General features: G+C 46.3%; 17 protein-coding genes. 1 reads left to right on the top strand and 16 read right to left on the bottom strand.

The window, feature by feature from the left end; translation table 11 throughout:
- Positions 1-28: 28 nt before the first annotated feature.
- The 15 genes from cmk to dnaE all read right to left on the bottom strand — a co-directional run bounded on the left by cmk (position 29) and on the right by dnaE (position 15,591).
- On the bottom strand, positions 29-703 hold the full coding sequence (cmk, locus tag ACSYSK_RS04905; RefSeq protein ID WP_491715786.1) for a (d)CMP kinase: 675 nt from the start codon (positions 701-703) through the stop codon (positions 29-31).
- A gap of 26 nt (positions 704-729) precedes the next feature.
- On the bottom strand, positions 730-1,356 hold the full coding sequence (locus ACSYSK_RS04900) for an SAG1386/EF1546 family surface-associated protein (RefSeq protein ID WP_491715785.1): 627 nt from the start codon (positions 1,354-1,356) through the stop codon (positions 730-732).
- Positions 1,357-1,433: 77 nt separating this feature from the next.
- On the bottom strand, positions 1,434-2,873 hold the full coding sequence (locus tag ACSYSK_RS04895) for a RecQ family ATP-dependent DNA helicase (protein WP_491715784.1): 1,440 nt from the start codon (positions 2,871-2,873) through the stop codon (positions 1,434-1,436).
- Positions 2,770-3,903, bottom strand: a complete 1,134-nt coding sequence (locus tag ACSYSK_RS04890; RefSeq protein ID WP_491715783.1) for a YpbB family protein — start codon at positions 3,901-3,903, stop codon at positions 2,770-2,772. Before ACSYSK_RS04890 ends, ACSYSK_RS04895 begins: the two co-directional genes overlap by 104 nt.
- A gap of 6 nt (positions 3,904-3,909) precedes the next feature.
- Complete coding sequence (locus ACSYSK_RS04885; RefSeq protein WP_491715782.1) at positions 3,910-4,647, bottom strand: pseudouridine synthase; 738 nt, start codon at positions 4,645-4,647, stop codon at positions 3,910-3,912.
- Entirely contained in the window at positions 4,640-5,227 is a 588-nt protein-coding gene (gene scpB, locus ACSYSK_RS04880; RefSeq protein ID WP_491715781.1) for an SMC-Scp complex subunit ScpB, read from the bottom strand. Before scpB ends, ACSYSK_RS04885 begins: the two co-directional genes overlap by 8 nt.
- Positions 5,227-5,967 carry a segregation and condensation protein A gene (locus ACSYSK_RS04875; protein ID WP_491715780.1) on the bottom strand — a complete coding sequence of 247 codons (741 nt, stop codon included), beginning with the start codon at positions 5,965-5,967 and terminating at the stop codon, positions 5,227-5,229. Before ACSYSK_RS04875 ends, scpB begins: the two co-directional genes overlap by 1 nt.
- Positions 5,957-6,316: a GNAT family N-acetyltransferase gene (locus ACSYSK_RS04870; protein ID WP_491715779.1), complete on the bottom strand. Its 360-nt coding sequence runs from the start codon at positions 6,314-6,316 to the stop codon at positions 5,957-5,959. The genes ACSYSK_RS04875 and ACSYSK_RS04870 overlap by 11 nt, the downstream gene beginning before the upstream one ends.
- A 67-nt stretch (positions 6,317-6,383) precedes the next feature.
- Entirely contained in the window at positions 6,384-7,259 is an 876-nt protein-coding gene (gene xerD, locus ACSYSK_RS04865) for a site-specific tyrosine recombinase XerD (protein WP_491715778.1), read from the bottom strand.
- An 8-nt stretch (positions 7,260-7,267) separates the two neighbouring features.
- Positions 7,268-7,711: a Fur family transcriptional regulator gene (locus ACSYSK_RS04860; RefSeq protein ID WP_491715863.1), complete on the bottom strand. Its 444-nt coding sequence runs from the start codon at positions 7,709-7,711 to the stop codon at positions 7,268-7,270.
- Positions 7,712-7,743: 32 nt separating this feature from the next.
- On the bottom strand, positions 7,744-8,604 hold the full coding sequence (locus ACSYSK_RS04855) for a CvfB family protein (RefSeq protein WP_491715777.1): 861 nt from the start codon (positions 8,602-8,604) through the stop codon (positions 7,744-7,746).
- Positions 8,605-8,637: 33 nt separating this feature from the next.
- Positions 8,638-9,096, bottom strand: coding sequence for a DUF441 domain-containing protein (locus ACSYSK_RS04850; protein ID WP_491715776.1), 459 nt, complete (start codon positions 9,094-9,096; stop codon positions 8,638-8,640).
- A 189-nt stretch (positions 9,097-9,285) separates the two neighbouring features.
- On the bottom strand, positions 9,286-11,055 hold the full coding sequence (gene pyk / locus ACSYSK_RS04845; protein ID WP_491715775.1) for a pyruvate kinase: 1,770 nt from the start codon (positions 11,053-11,055) through the stop codon (positions 9,286-9,288).
- A 136-nt stretch (positions 11,056-11,191) separates the two neighbouring features.
- Positions 11,192-12,154 (bottom strand): 6-phosphofructokinase, encoded by a 963-nt coding sequence (gene pfkA / locus ACSYSK_RS04840; RefSeq protein ID WP_491715774.1) that lies wholly within the window; start codon positions 12,152-12,154, stop codon positions 11,192-11,194.
- A gap of 131 nt (positions 12,155-12,285) precedes the next feature.
- Entirely contained in the window at positions 12,286-15,591 is a 3,306-nt protein-coding gene (gene dnaE / locus ACSYSK_RS04835) for a DNA polymerase III subunit alpha (protein WP_491715773.1), read from the bottom strand.
- A gap of 133 nt (positions 15,592-15,724) precedes the next feature.
- On the opposite strand from dnaE, the gene ACSYSK_RS04830 reads away from it, so the two are divergent.
- Positions 15,725-15,913: a YjzD family protein gene (locus ACSYSK_RS04830; RefSeq protein ID WP_491715772.1), complete on the top strand. Its 189-nt coding sequence runs from the start codon at positions 15,725-15,727 to the stop codon at positions 15,911-15,913.
- A 104-nt stretch (positions 15,914-16,017) separates the two neighbouring features.
- Here the strand turns inward: ACSYSK_RS04830 and clpB are convergent, their stop codons facing one another.
- Positions 16,018-18,618, bottom strand: a complete 2,601-nt coding sequence (clpB, locus tag ACSYSK_RS04825) for an ATP-dependent chaperone ClpB (RefSeq protein WP_491715771.1) — start codon at positions 18,616-18,618, stop codon at positions 16,018-16,020.
- Between the last annotated feature and the right edge of the window lie 28 nt (positions 18,619-18,646).

Genomic DNA, 18,646 nt, shown 5'->3' with positions numbered 1-18,646 from the left:
TTTTTAACAAAATTACCAGTAAATTTTGTTAATTTTCGCGTTTTGCTACGATTTTTAAAATTTGCTCCACTACTTGCTCGATCGTTAGTTTAGTGGTATCGAGCCTGATTGCATCCGGCGCCTGCACCAGTGGCGATAGTTCCCGGTGAGAATCTAAGTAGTCTCTGTGCGCGATCTGTTCTTCTAGTTCGTTTAACGGCGTGGTGATCTGCTTAGTTAAGTTCTCCCGGTAACGCCGCACGGCCCGCTCATGTACGCTGGCCACCAGAAAAATTTTGACATCTGCGTGGGGCAACACGGTCGTACCGATGTCCCGGCCGTCCATGACGATCCCCCCCGCAGTGGCGATCTGGCGTTGTTGCGCAGTCATTTTAGCCCGGACACTTTTTTGCGCAGAAACCACCGAAACGTAATTAGTGACCTCCGGTTGCCGGATGATCTGCGTCACGTCTTGGCCGTTGACCAGTACCTTTTGTTGGGGAACCGCCGGCTCAAATTCCAACACTAAATTAGCCAGTAACTCGGAATACGCGTCATCGCGCGCCAGTTCAAGCTGTTGTTGTAACGCTAAGTAAGTTACGGCCCGGTACATCGCTCCGGTGTCACAGTAAATGTAATTTAATTTTTGCGCGACGATCTTAGCCACCGTACTTTTGCCTGCCGAAGCCGGTCCGTCGATTGCAATTTGTTTGCCTCGTGTCATTTCAATTCCCCTTAATTATCTTATTATTACCTAATGCGAATCCGTTGTCCTGGCGTTAACGTCGTGGACTGACTCAAAGTCGGATTTAACTGCAATAAGCGTGCTACTGTCAGTCCATTATTGACGGCTACCCGATACATTCCCTGACCAGCACCAACAGTCGCGTAAGCCGCACTTTCATTTTCCTGGGATTGTTGCGGCTGTTCTGGTTGCGCTTGTTCTTGCTGCCCGGTCGTAGCGTTATCTGCCTGTTGGTCAGTTTGTGTTTGAGCGTCATTATCGTTGTTATTTTGCTCCTGCGGGCGGCTCGCCTTTTTCGTTGGCTTAGCGGCAGTCTTAGCCTTATGTACTTGCCGCTTTTTAGCTGGCTTTTTTGAGGCGGCTGACGCTGACTTTTTTGTTTTCGTGGTATTGACCGTTTCGACTTGGCCGTTATTATTCAACGACTTATGCGCCGTTTTTTGCGAAACGAAGTATAGCGCGATCGTACCGACTACGATCACCAAAAAAATCACCAGTAGTGAAGTCGTCAACACCGTATTATTCTTATTATTATTGCGTGAAACCGTTCGTGAATAATTGCCCGCGTCGTCTTTTTCGTTTTCAAACGTCGTCTCCCATGGCTTTTTAGTGTGATCCTTTTTCATATTCATCAAATAGACCTCCTCAAAACTGTGCTTTTATTCTACCATATCCCCGGCAAAATAGACTACTAGTAAACCAAGCCTTTTCATTTGCGATTAAATAAGCGTGCCAACAACTGCTGGTAATCCAACTCGGTCACATCTCCTTGTTTGCGGTTCACAGACCGCATAAGTGCTACGTCGGCAAGCGAACCGTCGTTTTGACAACAATTCTTGCGCGCCTGCTTTTTTTCCCCGAAATACTCCAACAAAAACTGGCGCAAGCAAGTGGTCAAAGTCACGTATTCTTTCACCTTTGCCAAGGCAAGCTGCTTTTCTTGGCGGCGCTGTTGCGTCAAATTTTCTATCTGTGCAAACGAAAAACCCAGCTGTAAGTAGCGGTTGATTAACGCGACACTGGGCTGTTGTTCCATCGTAGTCAACAAGGACGGCGTTTGTTCGTAGACTTTTAATTCTTGGCTGGTCGGCAAATCGAGGAGCGCTAGATTTTCTTGCAACTGTAAGTCTTGGTCACAATATAACAAAACGGCGACGCTTTGCTTGCCGTCACGACCCGCACGCCCGATTTCTTGCAGGTAATTTTCAATACTTTGGGGTAAATGATAGTGGAGCACATAACGAATATCGGCCTTGTCGATCCCCATCCCAAACGCATTCGTAGCACAAATGACGTCCAATTGCCCGGCTAAAAACTGCTGTTGCACGGCAAAACGTTCGCTGACCGGTAGATCCGCATGGTAAACGGCAACGCGTAAATTAGTTTGTTGGCGTAAAAAAGCGGCCAACTCGCCACACTTTTTTTTACTGGAAAAATAAATTAACCCCGGTCCCCCAAAACGAGTGACTAATTCCAATAACCGCTCATCTTTTTGCTGCGTGGAGGCTAACTGATCAACCGCTAAAAAAATATTAGGTCGGTCGACGGAACGCCGGACAATCCGGGTATCAGCAGGCAGCCGTAACGAAGTCGTAATGTCTTTTGTCACCTGTTCAGTAGCCGTGGCGGTCAAAGCTAGCGTCAAAGGAGCATTCAACTGCTGGCGAAAAGTGCCCAAACGAAGGTAAGCCGGCCGAAAATCGGGCCCCCAAGTCGAGATACAATGGGCTTCGTCAACTACTAACAATCCCCAAGAAACGGTCTGTAAGCGCGCCAAAACTTCCTTTTTTTGCAGCATTTCGGGAGCGACATAAACAAAACGATACTGCCCTAAATTAGCCAGTACCTGTTGTTTTTCGCCAAAAGTTAAACTCGAATTCAACGCCACGACCCGCGTTTCTCCTCGCAAGCGCAGCCGTGAAACTTGGTCTTGCATCAAAGAAACTAGGGGCGAAACTAACAGGACCGGGCAGCGCAATATTTGGCCTACAAACAAATAACACAGAGTCTTCCCTGCGCCGGTCGGTAAGATCGCTACCGTTGATTTAGCGGCCAGTAGATTTTGGATCACTTCTTTTTGTCCCGGCCGAAAGTCCTGTAGGTGATAGTGCTGCCTTAAAAATTGGTAAAGTCGCTGTTCGCTGATCAAGTTCTTGCCAACTCCTTTTAATTGCGTATAGCCTAAAATCAAAAAAAGAAATCGTCGGCGCCTGCAAACAAAGTTGCTGATAGTCCCACTGATCGATACTAGCGGGCAGTAATTGTTGCAGCCGCTGTTCTAATTGAGGTGCGATAAAAGAAGAGAAGGGAAAATCGGCACTGATCATCGCCGCGTTTAATAAGTGTTCTTTTAGCGTACTGATTTTGATCTTAAAATACCGGGCACTCTTAGTTAACGAACCAGTCTGTTTAACGACTCGCAGTGCCGCTACACTATCGTCTAACAACCGATTAGGCACCCGCAACGAAGCAAATAAACTCGCCAACGGCCCTTTTTGTTGCCATACCTTGGCCGTTAAGCGACTACACAGGTCTGCATTACTGACCTGCACTTCTGTGACCAAAGACGAAACGTGAGCAGCCACCTGCTCTAATGTCAGTGGCACTTGATAGTGACCGGCTAAGCGCGAACACCACGCCCAAGCAACTGCGGGAGTTTCTTGCGCTAAAAAAGTACTTAACGTTTGCCATAATTCGTTTTGTAACCGCACCAAGCCGTATTTTTTGACCCACTGTTTGACCATTAACTGTAGTTTCAAGCGGTCCGTAACAACATAATAATTACTGTTATGATAACTGGCTTCGGAAGCTACCTGCACCAATAAAAACCAGAGCTCTTGCACAGCAGTCATGTCAAAAACACCGAAGAGCTCGGGAGCTTTCAACGTTTGGTGCGTGGTGAGCAATTGCTGGCGCACCTCTTGTCCTCGGACGGTCAACGATAACTCCTTGGTACCCGTCAGTAGCCCTTGGTGCACTAGAAAAGCAAGTTGCTGTTCAAAGGTTGCGCGCTGTAGCTGGGGATAAACGTTAATATAACGCAATAAATCGTAACGCATTCCCCAAAAAAGAGTCGAGCTCGACAATTTTTTAGTCACTAACTGACGGATCACCGCGCTGCGCCGGGGTTGCTGGGGTGAAAAAAAGAGTAACCAGTAAAAAGCAGCTTGTAACTTCATCCGCTCTTACCGGGAATTTTTCTCGGCCAGCTCGTATAGCTGTGCCACTTCTCGCCGCGTTAGTTTGCGGTAATCTCCGGAAGTTAAGCCGGCCAAATTCAAAAAAGCATACGACTCGCGTTTTAATTTGAGTACCGAATGTCCGACGGCCTGTAACATCTTTTTAACCTGATGATTGCGTCCTTCGTGGATCGTTAACGAAACTACCGCCGTCTTTTTTTGGTGGTCGCTGGATAATAACTTGGCCTTTGCCGGTGCGCTTTTGTGCTGTTCGTCTAACTTGACACCACCGCGTAACGCCTGTAGTTCTTTGACCGTCGGAATACCTTTGACCTTAGCAACGTACGTTTTATTGACGTGATAGCGCGGGTGCATCAGGTAATTAGCTAGTTTGCCGTCGTTAGTAACTAATAACAGACCCGAAGTATCATAATCTAAGCGACCGACGGGATAAACTCTTTGGTCGATCTCGCTAAAATAATCGGTCACTACCTTGCGCTTTTTATCATCCTTAGCCGCAGAAATGACCCCGCGCGGTTTATAAAACAGGTAATAAACTAGTTCATCTGCCGGAGCAAGTAATTTACCATCGACTTCGATCACGGCTTGCGGGTCTACCTTATACCCTAACGTAGTGATCACTTGCCCATTGACTTTCACGCGACCAGCACTAATTATCTTTTCACTTGCCCGCCGGGAAGCAACTCCCGCATTTGCCAGCGTTTTTTGTAATCTTTCAGCCATCTTGTTTCTCCTCATCATTTGGTGTTACCGTCTTTTCGAATAATTCCAGTAAGTCCGGGGACTGTTTTTCTTCTTGTTGTTCAACGGACGGTAATTCTTCTAAGCTTGCTAAACCAAAATAATCTAAAAAACCGGCAGTCGTACCGTATAAAATCGGTGAACCGGTAGCCTGAGAACGCCCCTTTTCCGCGATCAAGCCTAGCGTTAGCAGCTTTTGCAGCATCGAGCTGGAATTTACGCCCCTAATTTCTTCGATCTCGACGCGAGTGATCGGCTGGTGATAAGCAACGAGCGCTACTGTTTCCAGCGCTTGGGGCGACAAGGTCAGTTCCGGCGTAGTAAAAAAGTTTTGGACTACCGCCGCTAAACTCTTTTTAGTCGCTAATTTATAGTATTCGCCCGTCTTTAACAATTCAAAACTACAGCTATTATCGGCCTGATACTTATTTTGTAGACGCGTTAACTGTTCTACGACCGCCGGTTTCATTAAACCACACAACTGGGCAAGTTGCGTAGCAGTTAACCCCGTGTCCCCGCTGACAAATAACAGTGCTTCTATTTTGATTTGATTGGATAACATTATTTTTCTCCGTTAACGATTTTGATCGGCCCTAAAACCCGTGCCTGTCTGACTTTTACCTTATGCTGTTTACTGAGTTCCAACAGTGCTAAAAAAGTAGTAACTACTAATTCCTGTTCGACTCCGTCAGTAAACAACTCGGTAAAGACGACCGGCTCACTGGCACTAACGACCCTGCGGTATAACCGGGGGATCTGATCTTTGACCAAGTAGCGCTCAGCTTGAACCAACCGGGGGACTTGCGCCGTGGTTTTTTGCCGCACCAATAAGCCTAAATATGCCTGTCGCAACACTAAAGAGCCAGCAGCCAGCGGCTTTAATTTGACCTGCGGCACGTCGGCCGGGATCTGGGCTTGCTGGCGCGAAACCTGTAAAGCACGTTGCTCATGTTTGACCCGTAGCTCTTGGGCCGCCGTTTGCACCTTTTGATAGGTCAGCAACTGTTCGACCAGGTCGGCTCTGGGATCTTCTTGTTCCACCTGTTGCTCATCAGCGGTACGCGGCAGCAACATTTGGCTTTTAATATTCAACAATAACGCAGCCGTAACAAAATACTCCCCAGCAATATTAAGCTTCATCTGCTTCATATGGTGCAGATGATCCAGATACTGAGAAGTAATTTTAGCCATCGGAATATCGTAAATATCCATTTTATTTTCTTTGATTAGGTGTAGTAATAAGTCCAGTGGGCCTTCAAAATCAGCGACTTTAAAGGTCAACACCTCATCTTCATTTGCCATTTGCTTTTTCCCATTTCGCAATCAGCGGGGCTATTTGATAACTACCCATAATTTTATGTGCGGGATAATGCTGTGCTAAAGCCGTCAGCATCTGATAACTCACACCCGTCTGACGTTCTTGGGGCGTCACCGCAATGTGGCGCACGAGTACTACGCTGTCGCCGACTTCCACACCGATGATCCCCACAAAGTCACCATTTTCGTTTTTCCAGAGGTATAAATTACGCTGCTCTTGGGTCAGATAAGCGTTGATCTCTTCTGATAAGCGCGCCACTTCTTTTAAACTCGGAATAAACGAAAGTAAACCCATCGCAATTTTTTGGTAACCTTGTTTATATTTATAAAGCATCTTGACCCCCCTTGGCCATCTTTTCTTAATACCCGTTAGGTTATCATATTTCAAGTCCGAAAACAAATCAGGCCCGTGGATGAGTCTTATTATAGACTGCACTTAAATGACGTTTGGATAAATGCGTGTAGATCTGAGTCGTAGAAATATCCGCGTGCCCCAATAATTCCTGCACGATCCGTAAGTCGGCCCCGTTTTCTAAGATATGCGTGGCAAACGAATGGCGTAGCGTATGGGGAGTGATATTTTTCGTGATCCCCGCCTTACGCGCCAGCTGTTTTAAGTTTTTCCAGACCCCTTGCCTCGTCAGTTTTTGCCCGTGAAAATTAACAAACAAGTACTGATTGGGACGCCGGATCAAACGGGGACGTGCCCGGTCCAAATACTCGGTGACCCACTTGATCGCAGTATCTCCGATCGGAATGATCCGTTCTTTTTGCCCCTTGCCTAGCGTTTGTAACAAGCCCATGCTTAAATGCAGGTCCGTTAATTTGAGTGCCGTGACCTCACTGACCCGTAAACCCGTGGCGTACATTAATTCCAGCAAAGCCCGGTCGCGCAAACCCAGGTCTTGGGCCGTGTTGGGTGCTTGCAACAACTGATCCACTTCTTCAGTAGACAGTACTTCCGGCAAAGTTTGGCGTTGTTTGGGCGTATCGATCAGCGCCAACGGATCTTGCGTGACCAGCTTTTCATTAATTAAATACTTAAAAAAACGCCGTAACGACGTCACACTGTGCACGATCGTCGCGTTGGCTTTATGCTGGAGCGTTTCTTGTTGTAAATAAGTCGTGATCACCTGACGGGTAACGTCTTTAAAGCTGGTGATCTTGTGGTTTTGTAAGTAACGGATAAACTGCTCTAAGTCATTGCCATAACTCTTAACAGTATTAGCAGACAAGCCGCGTTCGACCGTTAAATAGTGTAAGTAGTCTTGCACCAAATTTTCCGTTACGACTCACCGCTTTTCTTTTGCTGACAAGCAGCACAGATCCCGATAAAAGTTAACCGGTGATCGCTGACCACAAAATGATACTGCTTTTCAACTTGTTTTTCTACGTCCACCAACAGATCGGTTGTGATCTCCGTCGTTTTGCCGCATTTCATACATAATAAGTGGTGGTGAAAATGTTTCGCATCCCCGGTCCGTAGATCGTAGCGCACTATGCCGTCTTCAAACGAAACGCGCGTGACGATCTTTAATTCGACCAACATTTCTAACGTCCGGTAAACCGTTGCCAACCCGATCTTAGCGGTCTGTTTTAACAACAGCAGGTAAACTTCTTCGGCCGAAAGGTGTTCTTGGTGATGCTGCAGTAGTAACCTAACGATTGCCTGGCGTTGCGACGTTAACTTAAATCCCGCCTGCCGCATTCGCTGGTCGATCACCGCCATTTCTTTTTGCCAGTCCACACTGTTTCCCCCTACTACTCATTCAGCCAGATCTGCCCGTCTTTTTGCACAACAGCCCCTGCTTTTAACAGGTGTCCTAATGCCCGTTTAAACTGCCCCTTGCTGATCCCGAAATAGGCGTTGATCTCACTAGGCGTACTTTTATCCGATAATGCTAGTTTGCCCGCCGTGTGCTGAAGCGCCGCTAAGATCATCTGCGCATCGTCACCGATTGCTTCGTAAGCCCGTGGTTTCAACGATAAATTGAGCGTCCCGTCTTCTTTAACGCCGATCACGCGTGCCGCCAATACTTGCCCTAAGCGTGGTTCTTCTTGGCGTTGGGAAGGGTGAATGAATCCTAAGCAATAATCTTTGGTCAACACCCGCGTTCCCGCTTTTTTCAGGCGATAAACCACACAGGAAACGTCTTGATTTTTCATTTGCGTGCCTGCCTTTTGACTAACGCCCCTGATCATTTCTTCCGTGGCTAGATCGGCCCACAAGCGTCCGTGATGATCCACTTTCATGCCCACCAATAACCGGTCGCCGCGTTTAGGCCATAGTGCTGGTAGTTCCGGTAAATCATCCAAGGACAATGCCAGATCCTTATTAGCCAGACCAATATCGATAAAAACACCTAGGTTACGCTGGACTGAAACCACGGTGCCCCACGCGTAATGACCGTACCTACTATCCGGGATCTTGGTCGTCAGTTGCACGTGATGCCGCTCGTTTTCATAGACAAAACCGGTCACCTGTTGTCCGTTTACTAGTTTAGTCGCTACTTCAGTTTTAGCTAGTTGCAAGGTCACACCCGCGACCTGTGCGTAAAAATACTGCTCGTTTTCATCGGTGATCGTAGCAGTTACTACGCGCCCCATCACATCTTTTTTCATCGTTTTACTCCTCATCACGCAAAATACGCTGTTTTATTTAAAAGTCAATCCTAATAGTGACACGATGCAATACGTGATCCCACTAGCGATCACCGGACCAGCTGCGATCCCGTGCAAAAATACTACCCCAACAATAGTGCCGAACACTAATGCCACCGTCACTTGCGGAGAAGCAGCCAGCTGTGCGACCCCATAACGGGACAAAATTGCGACCAAGATACCACAAGCAATTGCGATCCAGCCAGCAGGAGACTTAAAAACTGTCAGTAAGTCGCTGAACTTAATTTCTCCTGTCGCGATCGGCACTAAGATCGCCACCGAGATCACGGTCACACCCCAATTGATCCCCTTACTCTGAATAGTCGGCAGTAAACTGGCGGTCACTGGTAACAGCTTTAGTAACATGACAACACCAGTAGCGATCAACAAAGAAGTATTTTTTCCTAATAGAGCTACCACTAAAACTAATAATAAAAATAACCAACTTTCCATTTTTTCACCTCATATACCTAATTATTCATTGTACAAGATTATGACCGTAATTAAAAGAAACTAACCGCGCAAATTATTGCTACTGACTGGTATCAGCTAAACATAGTTTACGTCAGCGCAAAAAAGACTAGGACAAAATTTTTGTCCCAGCCCCTTTTTATTTTTTAATTAACTACAGCAAGTAAACCATTAGATCGAATTAGAAGCACCGTGGTACACGATTCCTCTGCGAGCATCGATCGTGATCACTTCGCCATCTTTGATTGCAGTTGTTGCGTTGTGAGCACCAACGATCACCGGAATTCCTAGCGAAACTCCTACAACCGCAGCATGTGACGTTAAACCACCATTTTCAACTACCAAAGCAGCGGCGTCTTTAATTGCTGGCAAGTATTCTTTGTCAGTATTCTTGGTTACTAAAATGCAACCCTTAGTTACTTTTTGTTGTGCTTCTTGGGCAGAAGTAGCAACGGCAGCCTTGCCGATTACAGTTTCTTCACCAACACCTTGGCCTTCGACTGCTTTAGAACCGATCAGTTGGATCTTCATCAAGTTAGTAGTACCACTTTCACCGACCGGCACACCTGCGACGATCAAAATCAAGTCGCCTTCCTTAGCATAACCCAATTCCTGTGCTTTGCGGGTTGCGAGGTCAAACATTTCATCGGTATTTTCCGGTTTTTGAGCAACGATCGGATCAACACCCCAGTTGATCGTCAAACCACGCTGTGTCCGTTCGTCAAAGGTAATTGCCAAAATTTCGGCACTTGGACGATACTTGGAGATCATCCGGGCGGTATAACCAGAGTTAGTAGCCGTTACGATGGCTTTGATTCCTAATTCTTCAGCAGTTCGAACAACGGATTCACCAATTGCTTCGGTAGCGTTAGAACCCTTATAAGCAGCGAAACGTTGGCTAGCCAAAGTATTAACGCTATCCAATTGGTACTGAGTCTTCAGGTCGATCCGGTTCATGGCAGCAACAGCTTGTACCGGATAATCGCCGTTTGCACTTTCACCGGAAAGCATCGTTGCGTCGGTCCCATCCAAAACGGCGTTAGCAACGTCAGTTACTTCCGCACGAGTCGGGCGGGGATTTTCTTGCATCGAATCTAACATCTGTGTAGCGGTAATAACTGGTTTACCTAAAGCGTTACATTTTTTGATCAGTGCTTTTTGGACAAACGGTACGTTTTCAAACGGAATTTCAACACCCATATCGCCACGAGCGACCATCAAACCGTCGGAAACTTTTAAGATCGAGTCGATATTATCGATTCCTTCTTGGGATTCGATCTTCGGGAAGATCTGCACGTGTTCCATGTGTTTAGCTTCTAGTAATTCGCGAATGTCCAAAACATCTTGCGCCTTACGAACAAAACTTGCGGAAATGAAGTTGATTTCATGATCCAAACCAAAGTTAATATCATCAGTATCTTTTTGAGTGATCCCTGGCAAGCGGATCTCAACGCCCGGAGCATTAACGCCTTTACGAGAACCAATGATGCCATCATTTTGGACTACAGTTACTAATTCACGGGCCGCTTCGTCTTTTTCAATGATCTTTAAATCGACCAACCCATCGTCGATCAGCACGTGACCGTCGACTTTAGTATCGTCGAATAATCCCGGGTAGGTAACGGCGATCTTTTGCGGGTTACCCGTTAAAGTATCGTCCATCGAAATCCGGATCTTTTCTCCCTTATGAGCCTCAAACTTGCCGCCTTCTTGCACGGTCGTCCGGATCTCAGCACCCTTGGTATCTAACATGATACCAACAGTTTTGCCGGTCTTTTTTTCGGCTTCACGCACCATGTTCATCCGTGATAAATGTTCCTCATGATCACCGTGAGAAAAATTAAAACGAAAAACATTGGCACCAGCTTGGATCAATTGTGAAATTGTTTCGACGTCATTACTTGCTGGTCCTAATGTACTGACAATTTTGGTTCTTTTCATCGTGAAAAAACGCTCCTTTAAATATTGATTTCAGAACTGTCCATCTCTTCTTTAAGCTGCACTTTTGAAAGTCTCTATTAGTTCCCAACTACTTTCATGGCGGGTTCTTACAGCCAAGGGGTTATTTATTAACTAATTAAAACCTGATACGATCATTCAAATCCTTTAAAGCAACATCAGTGTGATGTTGATGTTTTTCTAGGGTTTCAATAATATCCGTAGCTACTAACTGATTATCCCTAATTCCGATCGCCAGTCCGCCTTTGCCTTCCAGCAATAATTTAACAGCATAATCACCAAAACGGCTAGCTAAGACCCGGTCTTTAGCAGTGGGCTGACCCCCCCGTTGAACGTGGGCCAACGTTACTGCCCGGCTATCAAAATGACCGTAGTTGTCTAATTCTTCTTTGAATTTTTGTGCCGACATTACTCCTTCGGCTAAGACGATCAAACCGTGCTTACGGCCATGTTCTCGGTTCTCCAGTAACTTAGCAGCTACTTTTTGGATGTCACAAGGACGTTCGGGGATCACGATCTCATCTGCACCAGCGGCGATCCCAGACCACAAAGCAATGTCACCCGCTCCACGACCCATCACTTCCACGACAAAAACCCGGTCGTGCGAAGTTGCAGTGTCATTGATCCGGTCTAACGCATCGAGTGCTACGTTAACGGCAGTATCAAAGCCGATCGTAAAGTCGGTTCCCGGAATATCGTTATCGATGGTTCCTGGAATACCGATCGAATTAAAGCCGTGTTGGGTCAAACGCTCAGCTCCGTGATAAGAACCGTCGCCGCCAATCACTACCAAAGCGTCGATCCCAAACTTTTTCAAGACTTCGATACCTTTTAACTGATATTCTTTTTCGGCAAATTCCGGAAAACGAGCCGAGTACAAGACGGTACCGCCCCGGTTGATGATCCCGTCTAACTTTTGGTTGTCTAATAAGGCAATGTTACCTTCTACCAAACCCTTAAAGCCATAACTAATGCCATAAGCTTCCAAGCCTGCAGACATTGCAGAACGCGCTACGGCCCGCACGGCAGCGTTCATTCCTTGAGAATCTCCACCACTTGTTAAGATACCAATCCGTTTCATGCTTCCACCCCATGTTAAATTGTTTAAAATTATCTACATTCTCCAACGTTCATAATATCACGTTTATTACTAATTGTCTTGTTTATTTTCAAAATAAATCGCAATATCGACTATTATTTTCATAATTGATTTCATGATTTTAACACCACGTTCGCTTTTCCTAACAAATTAGCTAAAGCCTGTTCGGTCCCCGTCCCAGCGCTCAACCATAAATTACGCGGCAAGACTTTTTTTTGGTCCGTTCCCGCGTCGAAAATAATCACCGGCAGTTTTCCATGAAAATCAAGCAAGACTTTTTTCAATTTTTGCTTGGTAGCTAGTGTCGTTTGGGCGTCTAGCTTCAAAAAATAGCAACCGGTCAATTCGGCGGCGGCTGTGACCTGCTGAGCAATCAGCGATAAATCTTTTTCGGTTTTACCACTGACTAGTAAGATCTCACCGACGACTAATAACGATTGAATTTGCTTAAAACAGCGGGGAAAAACCGTGATCTCTAATTCCCCCGTCTCATCGCTAGTGGAAACAAACGCCATTTGTTCACCTTTTTTGGTGCGGATCACCTTTACCTTACGCACATACACCAACACTTTTGCGTTTTGAGGAAACTGCAATTGCGCGATCTTTTGGGTACGGTAGATCTCACCGACTTCGGTATACTTTTCGACCGGATGTCCCGACAAGTATGCACCTAAATAGTATTCCTCTTTTTGTAATCGTTGAGCCAAACTAAGCGGCGTGACTGCCGGCATTTTTTTGGGCGTTAATAATTCCAACAAGCCTGCATCTCCGCCACTAAACTTCAAGTTATCCATGATCACCGGAAATTGGGCTAATGCAACGGCGCGTGAAGAAACCAGTTCATCAAACGCCCCGCTATAGATCAACGCTTCCATCACGTCCGCAGTTACCAACTCTATTCGCCCTAAGAAATCCTCCAGACTACTAAAACGTCCGTCTTGTTTTCTATTACTTAAAATCTCTTGGATCAAGTTACGCCGGACACCCTTGATGCTGCCCAAGCCAAAGTAGATCTCTTGTTTTTTGAGGGTAAAATACGTTTGACTGACGTTAATATTGGGTCCGTGAATGGTCAAATGCCGCTTTTTAGCTTCCATCAAATAAGTTTTAGTCTTAGCGGCCGCACCGATCACCGAATTTAACAGTGATGCGTAAAAAGCCGCGGGGTAATGAGCTTTGATGTAGGCTAGCTCAAACGCCATTTTGGAATACGCCACCGCGTGCGACCGGTTAAAGCCGTAATCACCAAACTTACTGATATACTGATAAACTTTAGTGGCAACCTGAACGCTAAACCCTTTTTTCTGAGCTCCTGCAATAAATTTAGCCCGCATCTGGGCGATCACATCGTGTTCTTTTTTACTCATCGCCTGCCGCAATAAATCGGCTTGGCCTAAAGAAAAGCCCCCCATCACAGCCGCTACTTGCATGACTTGCTCTTGGTAAACGATAATGCCATAAGTTGGTTTTAGGAGCGGCAACAGCGCCTGATCGGGGTAAACGATCGGCTTTAGTCCGTGCTTACGAGCGATAAATTCTGGGATATTTTGCAATGGTCCCGGACGATACAAGGCGTTGACCGCCACAATATCTTCAAAATCGGTCGGTACTAGTTTACGTAACACGTTTTTGATCCCCGCCGATTCGAACTGAAAGATCCCGTTAGTATCGGCCCGCCGAAATAATTCTAAGGTCTGTCGGTCCGTTAGCTTAATATCCGGTAAAGAAAAGCGTTGCTGATAGCCGATTTTTACCAACCGTAAGGCATTTTCTAAGATCGTTAGGTTACGCAAACCCAAAAAATCGATTTTTAGTAGTCCAACTTCTTCTGCCTGTTTTTTGGCAAATTGGGTCAACAAGATCCCGTCGCCGCCTAGTTGAACCGGGACCACGTCGCTTAACACTTGCTCGCTTAAGATCACCCCGGCGGCGTGGGTGGAATAATGACGAGGCAAGCCCTCTAATGCCAGTGCCGTTTTAAATAATAATTGGTTTTTAGCCGACTGTTGCACTAACCCCCGCAACCGCGCAGACTGCTGGTAAGCTTCTGTCAACGAAATATGCAGCACGCGTGGGATCGCCTGGCTCCATTCACTCATCTCGTAGCTACCTAAGCCAAAGACCCGTCCCACATCACGCAGTGCTTGTTTAGCCGCTAAGGTGCCAAAGGTAATGATCTGCGCCATTTTTTGGTCGCCGTATTTTTGGTGCACGTATTCGATCACCCGACTACGTTTTAAGTCGGGAATATCCAGGTCAATGTCGGGCATCTGCGCGCGCTCTTCGTTTAAAAAACGCTCGAATAGCAACTGGTATTCCAACGGGTCGACGTCCGTGATAAATAAGGTATAAGACACCAAAGAACCGGCGGCAGAACCCCGTCCGGGTCCAATTAGGATCTGATTTTGGTGCGCAAAATTGGTCACGTCCCATACGATCAAAAAATAATCGGCAAACCCCATCCGAGAAATCACGGCTAATTCGTGGTTTAACCGTGACTGATAATCTACTTCCGGGTGTTTTTTAGTAGCCGCTGCCAACCGTTGAGCCAAGCCCTGTTCGCATAATTGTGTCAGGTATTGTTGTGAATCCAACCCAGCAGGCGTTTTAAAATGCGGCAAACGCGTTTTAGCAAAAGTCAGCTGAACCTCACACTGTGCGACTAATTGAGCCACGTTTTGGTAGGCATCATATAAGCCGGAATCTTGGTATAACGTCGCAAACTCTTGGGGAGTGCGCAAAAAATTCGCGCCTTGCCGCGGGTTTTCCAACTGCGCAGCAGTCAGTTTTTCCCCGTTGCCGATCGCCATTAACACCGTTGCGCTAAAATGCTGCTTAGCCTCTAGGTACCTAACTGGACTACAAGCCACTACCGGCACGGCTAATTTTTGCGTTAATTTGCGCAAACTGACGATCACCTGATCGGACATTGCGGGTGCAACCCCGACGTACAAGCTATTGGCAGCCACTTTTTTTTGCCATTCCGTTAGCCAAGAAACTGCCAGCTCAACTTGCCCGTTTTGAATAGCAGTTACAACCAAACTATTAGTTGCCGGGGTAATCACGATTAAAGAAGATAGATATGGCGCCACCTCGGCTAAAGATAATTCCCGTTCACTCACGTTTAAACTGGTCATTTTCAGACTCGAGAGTTTGAGTAAGTTGTGATAACCCTGTTCATTTTTGGCAATAACGATGATGTCGTTTTGCTCTTGTAATTGAAGCGTTAATCCCAGTAAGGGCTTAATGTGATAACGGTGACAAGCGTGGTAGAAATCTAAAATTCCGTACAACACGTTGATGTCCGTTAACGCCAGTGCCTGGTAGCCCATCTTGCTTGCGGCCTGAACGTATTTTGTGATCTTTAGCGGACTTTGCAATAAACTATAGCAGCTAATGACTTGTAGGGGACTAAACAAGTCCGACACCTTCTTTACACTTGATTCGTAATTTACCTTTTTATTATACTAGCTTTCCCCCGAAATTTAGCAAATCAAATCTAGCGACTGTTACTATTTTGTGCTAAACTACAGGAGATAAGAGGTGTTAGCAATGGCAAAACAATTAACTACCATTTTTTGGAGTATCATTTACGGCTTGGTTTTAGGTTATATCGCTTCGGCACTAACTGGCACGGCGTTTAACCTCGTTTACAGTATCGTATTACCCGCGATCGGGGGCTTAGTCGTAGTCAACTGTCTCAGTCCAATGGTCAAAGCACCTAATAATAACAAGCAATAAGCAGTAACTGAGATGTAAAAACAAGACTGCAAAATGATAGTCTAAGCATGTCACAACTTAATTTTTAACAAATAAAAAAGCTGCCGCGGCAGCTTTTTTTATCTTTACTCTTCAGTGTGCGTATTAAATACCAAATTTTGCTGGTTGCCTACGCTGATCTCAACTTGTGAATGCGGTAAAACCTTACCCGCAATGATCTCTTTTGCCAGTGGCGTTTCTACCTGTTCGGTGATCAACCGCTGTAACGGTCGCGCACCATAAGCAGGATCATAACCGCGCTGAGCCAATAATTCTTTAGCCTGATCGTCTAATTTCAAGCTGATTTCTTGGTCGGCTAACCGTGCCGACAACTGGGAAACAAACTTATCCACGATCTGTTTAGTAGCCGCAAGCGTTAGCGGGGTAAACATAATGATATCGTCGATCCGGTTCAAAAATTCTGGCTTAAAGTGTTCCTGCGCTAATTTCAAAACCTTATCGTGAGTTTCCTGGGAGATCTTACCGCTCTGAGCGACTTCATCCAGTAAAATACTGGAACCTAAATTAGATGTCATGATCAAGATCGTGTTTTTAAAATCAACCGTCCGACCCTGCCCATCAGTCAGACGGCCGTCGTCTAAGACTTGCAGTAAAATATTGAAAACATCGGGATGGGCTTTTTCGACTTCGTCTAGCAAAATGATCGTGTACGGGTTACGGCGCACCGCTTCAGTCAACTGCCCGCCTTCTTCGTAACCGATATAGCCCGGAGCCGCGCCGACCAGCCGTGACACCGAAGCCTTTTCCATGTATTCGCTCATGTCGATCCTGACCATGTGTTTTTGCGAGTCAAATAAGTTTTCCGCTAAAGCCTTGGCTAACTCGGTCTTACCCACACCAGTAGGTCCTAAAAACATAAACGAGCCCAGCGGCTTAGAGGGATCTTGCAGCCCCGCTCTGGAACGTAAAACCGCATCGGAAACCGCCGTGACCGCCTCGTCTTGGCCGATCACTCGTTGGTGTAAACTATCCGCTAAGTGCAACAGCTTTTGGCGTTCGCCTTCCACCAATTTAGCGACAGGAATGCTGGTCAAACGACTCACCACCGCCGCAATTTCGTTTTCAGTTACCGATTCTTCCACTAGCCAATCATCCGGCCGGTCGCTTTTTTCGAGTTCCGCCAGTTCTTTTTCCAATTGGGGGATCGTTCCATGCTGTAACTTAGCGGCCTTTTCCAAGTCATATTGGTTTTCAGCCTCCTCTAACTCGTGTTTGGCCGCATCTATTTCAGATTTTTTAGCGCTGACCTTTTGGATATCTTCCTTTTCGGCTTCCCAGCGTGTCTTTAACTGTTGTTCTTTTTCGTGTTCGTCAACCAACTGAGCCTGAAGTTCTTTCAGCCGTTTTTGCGAAGCCTCGTCCGTTTCCTTTTTTAGTGCGGCCTCTTCAACTTCCAGCCGCATCACCGCCCGGTTGACCTGGTCTAATTCGTTAGGGACTGAATTCATTTCTACCCGAATTTCGGCACAGGCTTCATCCACTAGGTCGATTGCTTTGTCAGGCAAATAGCGATCGGTAATGTAGCGGTCCGAAAGCGTAGCTGCGGCGACCAGCGCGTTATCGTGGATCCGTACCCCATGATGGATCTCGTATTTTTCCTTTAATCCCCGTAAAATGGCGATCGTATCAGCCACCGTCGGCTCTTTGACCATCACCTTTTGAAAACGCCGCTCTAACGCCTTATCTTTTTCCAAATTCTCGCGGTATTCGTCTAGCGTCGTAGCCCCGATCAAATGTAATTCACCGCGCGCAAGCATTGGTTTCAACAAGTTGCCCGCATCCATGCTGCCCTCAGTCTTACCCGCACCGACAATGGTATGGATCTCATCGATAAATAAGATGATCTGACCGTTACTTTTAGTAACTTCTTTTAACACCGCTTTTAGTCGCTCTTCAAATTCACCGCGATACTTGGCCCCAGCGATCAGTGAACCCATATCCAAAGAAAAAATCGTTTTATCTTTAAGGTTATCGGGCACGTCTTTGCGAACGATCCGTTGGGCTAAGCCTTCGACGATCGCCGTTTTACCTACCCCTGGTTCTCCTAGTAAAACGGGATTGTTTTTAGTTTTCCGCGACAAAATGCGGATCACATCGCGAATTTCTTCGTCCCTGCCGATGATTGGATCTTGTTTGCCCGCACGTACCTCTTTGACCAAATCAATACCGTATTTTTCTAATGCCTTGTATTGCTTTTCTTGTTCCTTTGAAGTCACGTGTTCTCCTCCTCGTGTTTTTTCAACCACTGCTTGCAATTTAGCGGTCGTTAACCCCTGCTCGGTCAAACTGACGGTCAAGGGGTTGAACTCTAAATTCATCAACGCTAGCAACAACGTATCTAACGCAATAAATTCATCACCCAGCTTCTGGCGCACCTGCTCGGCTTGTTGCAATAACTCTAATAAATTACGACCGATCGTTTGGCCGTAAGCGACATTTTGCCCCTGCACGACCGCGATTTGGTCTAATTGTTGGTCAATTTTGTGTTCAAACTGTGCAACGTCAACTCCAGCTTGCTGGTAAATGTCGTTAGCTAGCTCTCCGGGCTGTACTAAAAATTTAAAGAGGTGCGCGCACTCGATTTCTTGGTGTTTTCTAGTGATCGCGATCTGCTGTGCTTGACCTAACGCCTCTTGCACGGCGGTCGTTAACTTTTCATTATCCATTTATTCCTCCACTGACTTAAAATCCGTA

Source organism: Ligilactobacillus sp. ESL1201 (assembly GCF_058503265.1).
Note: the sequence above shows the minus strand (reverse complement) of the source record. Positions and strands in the feature narration are given on the sequence as shown.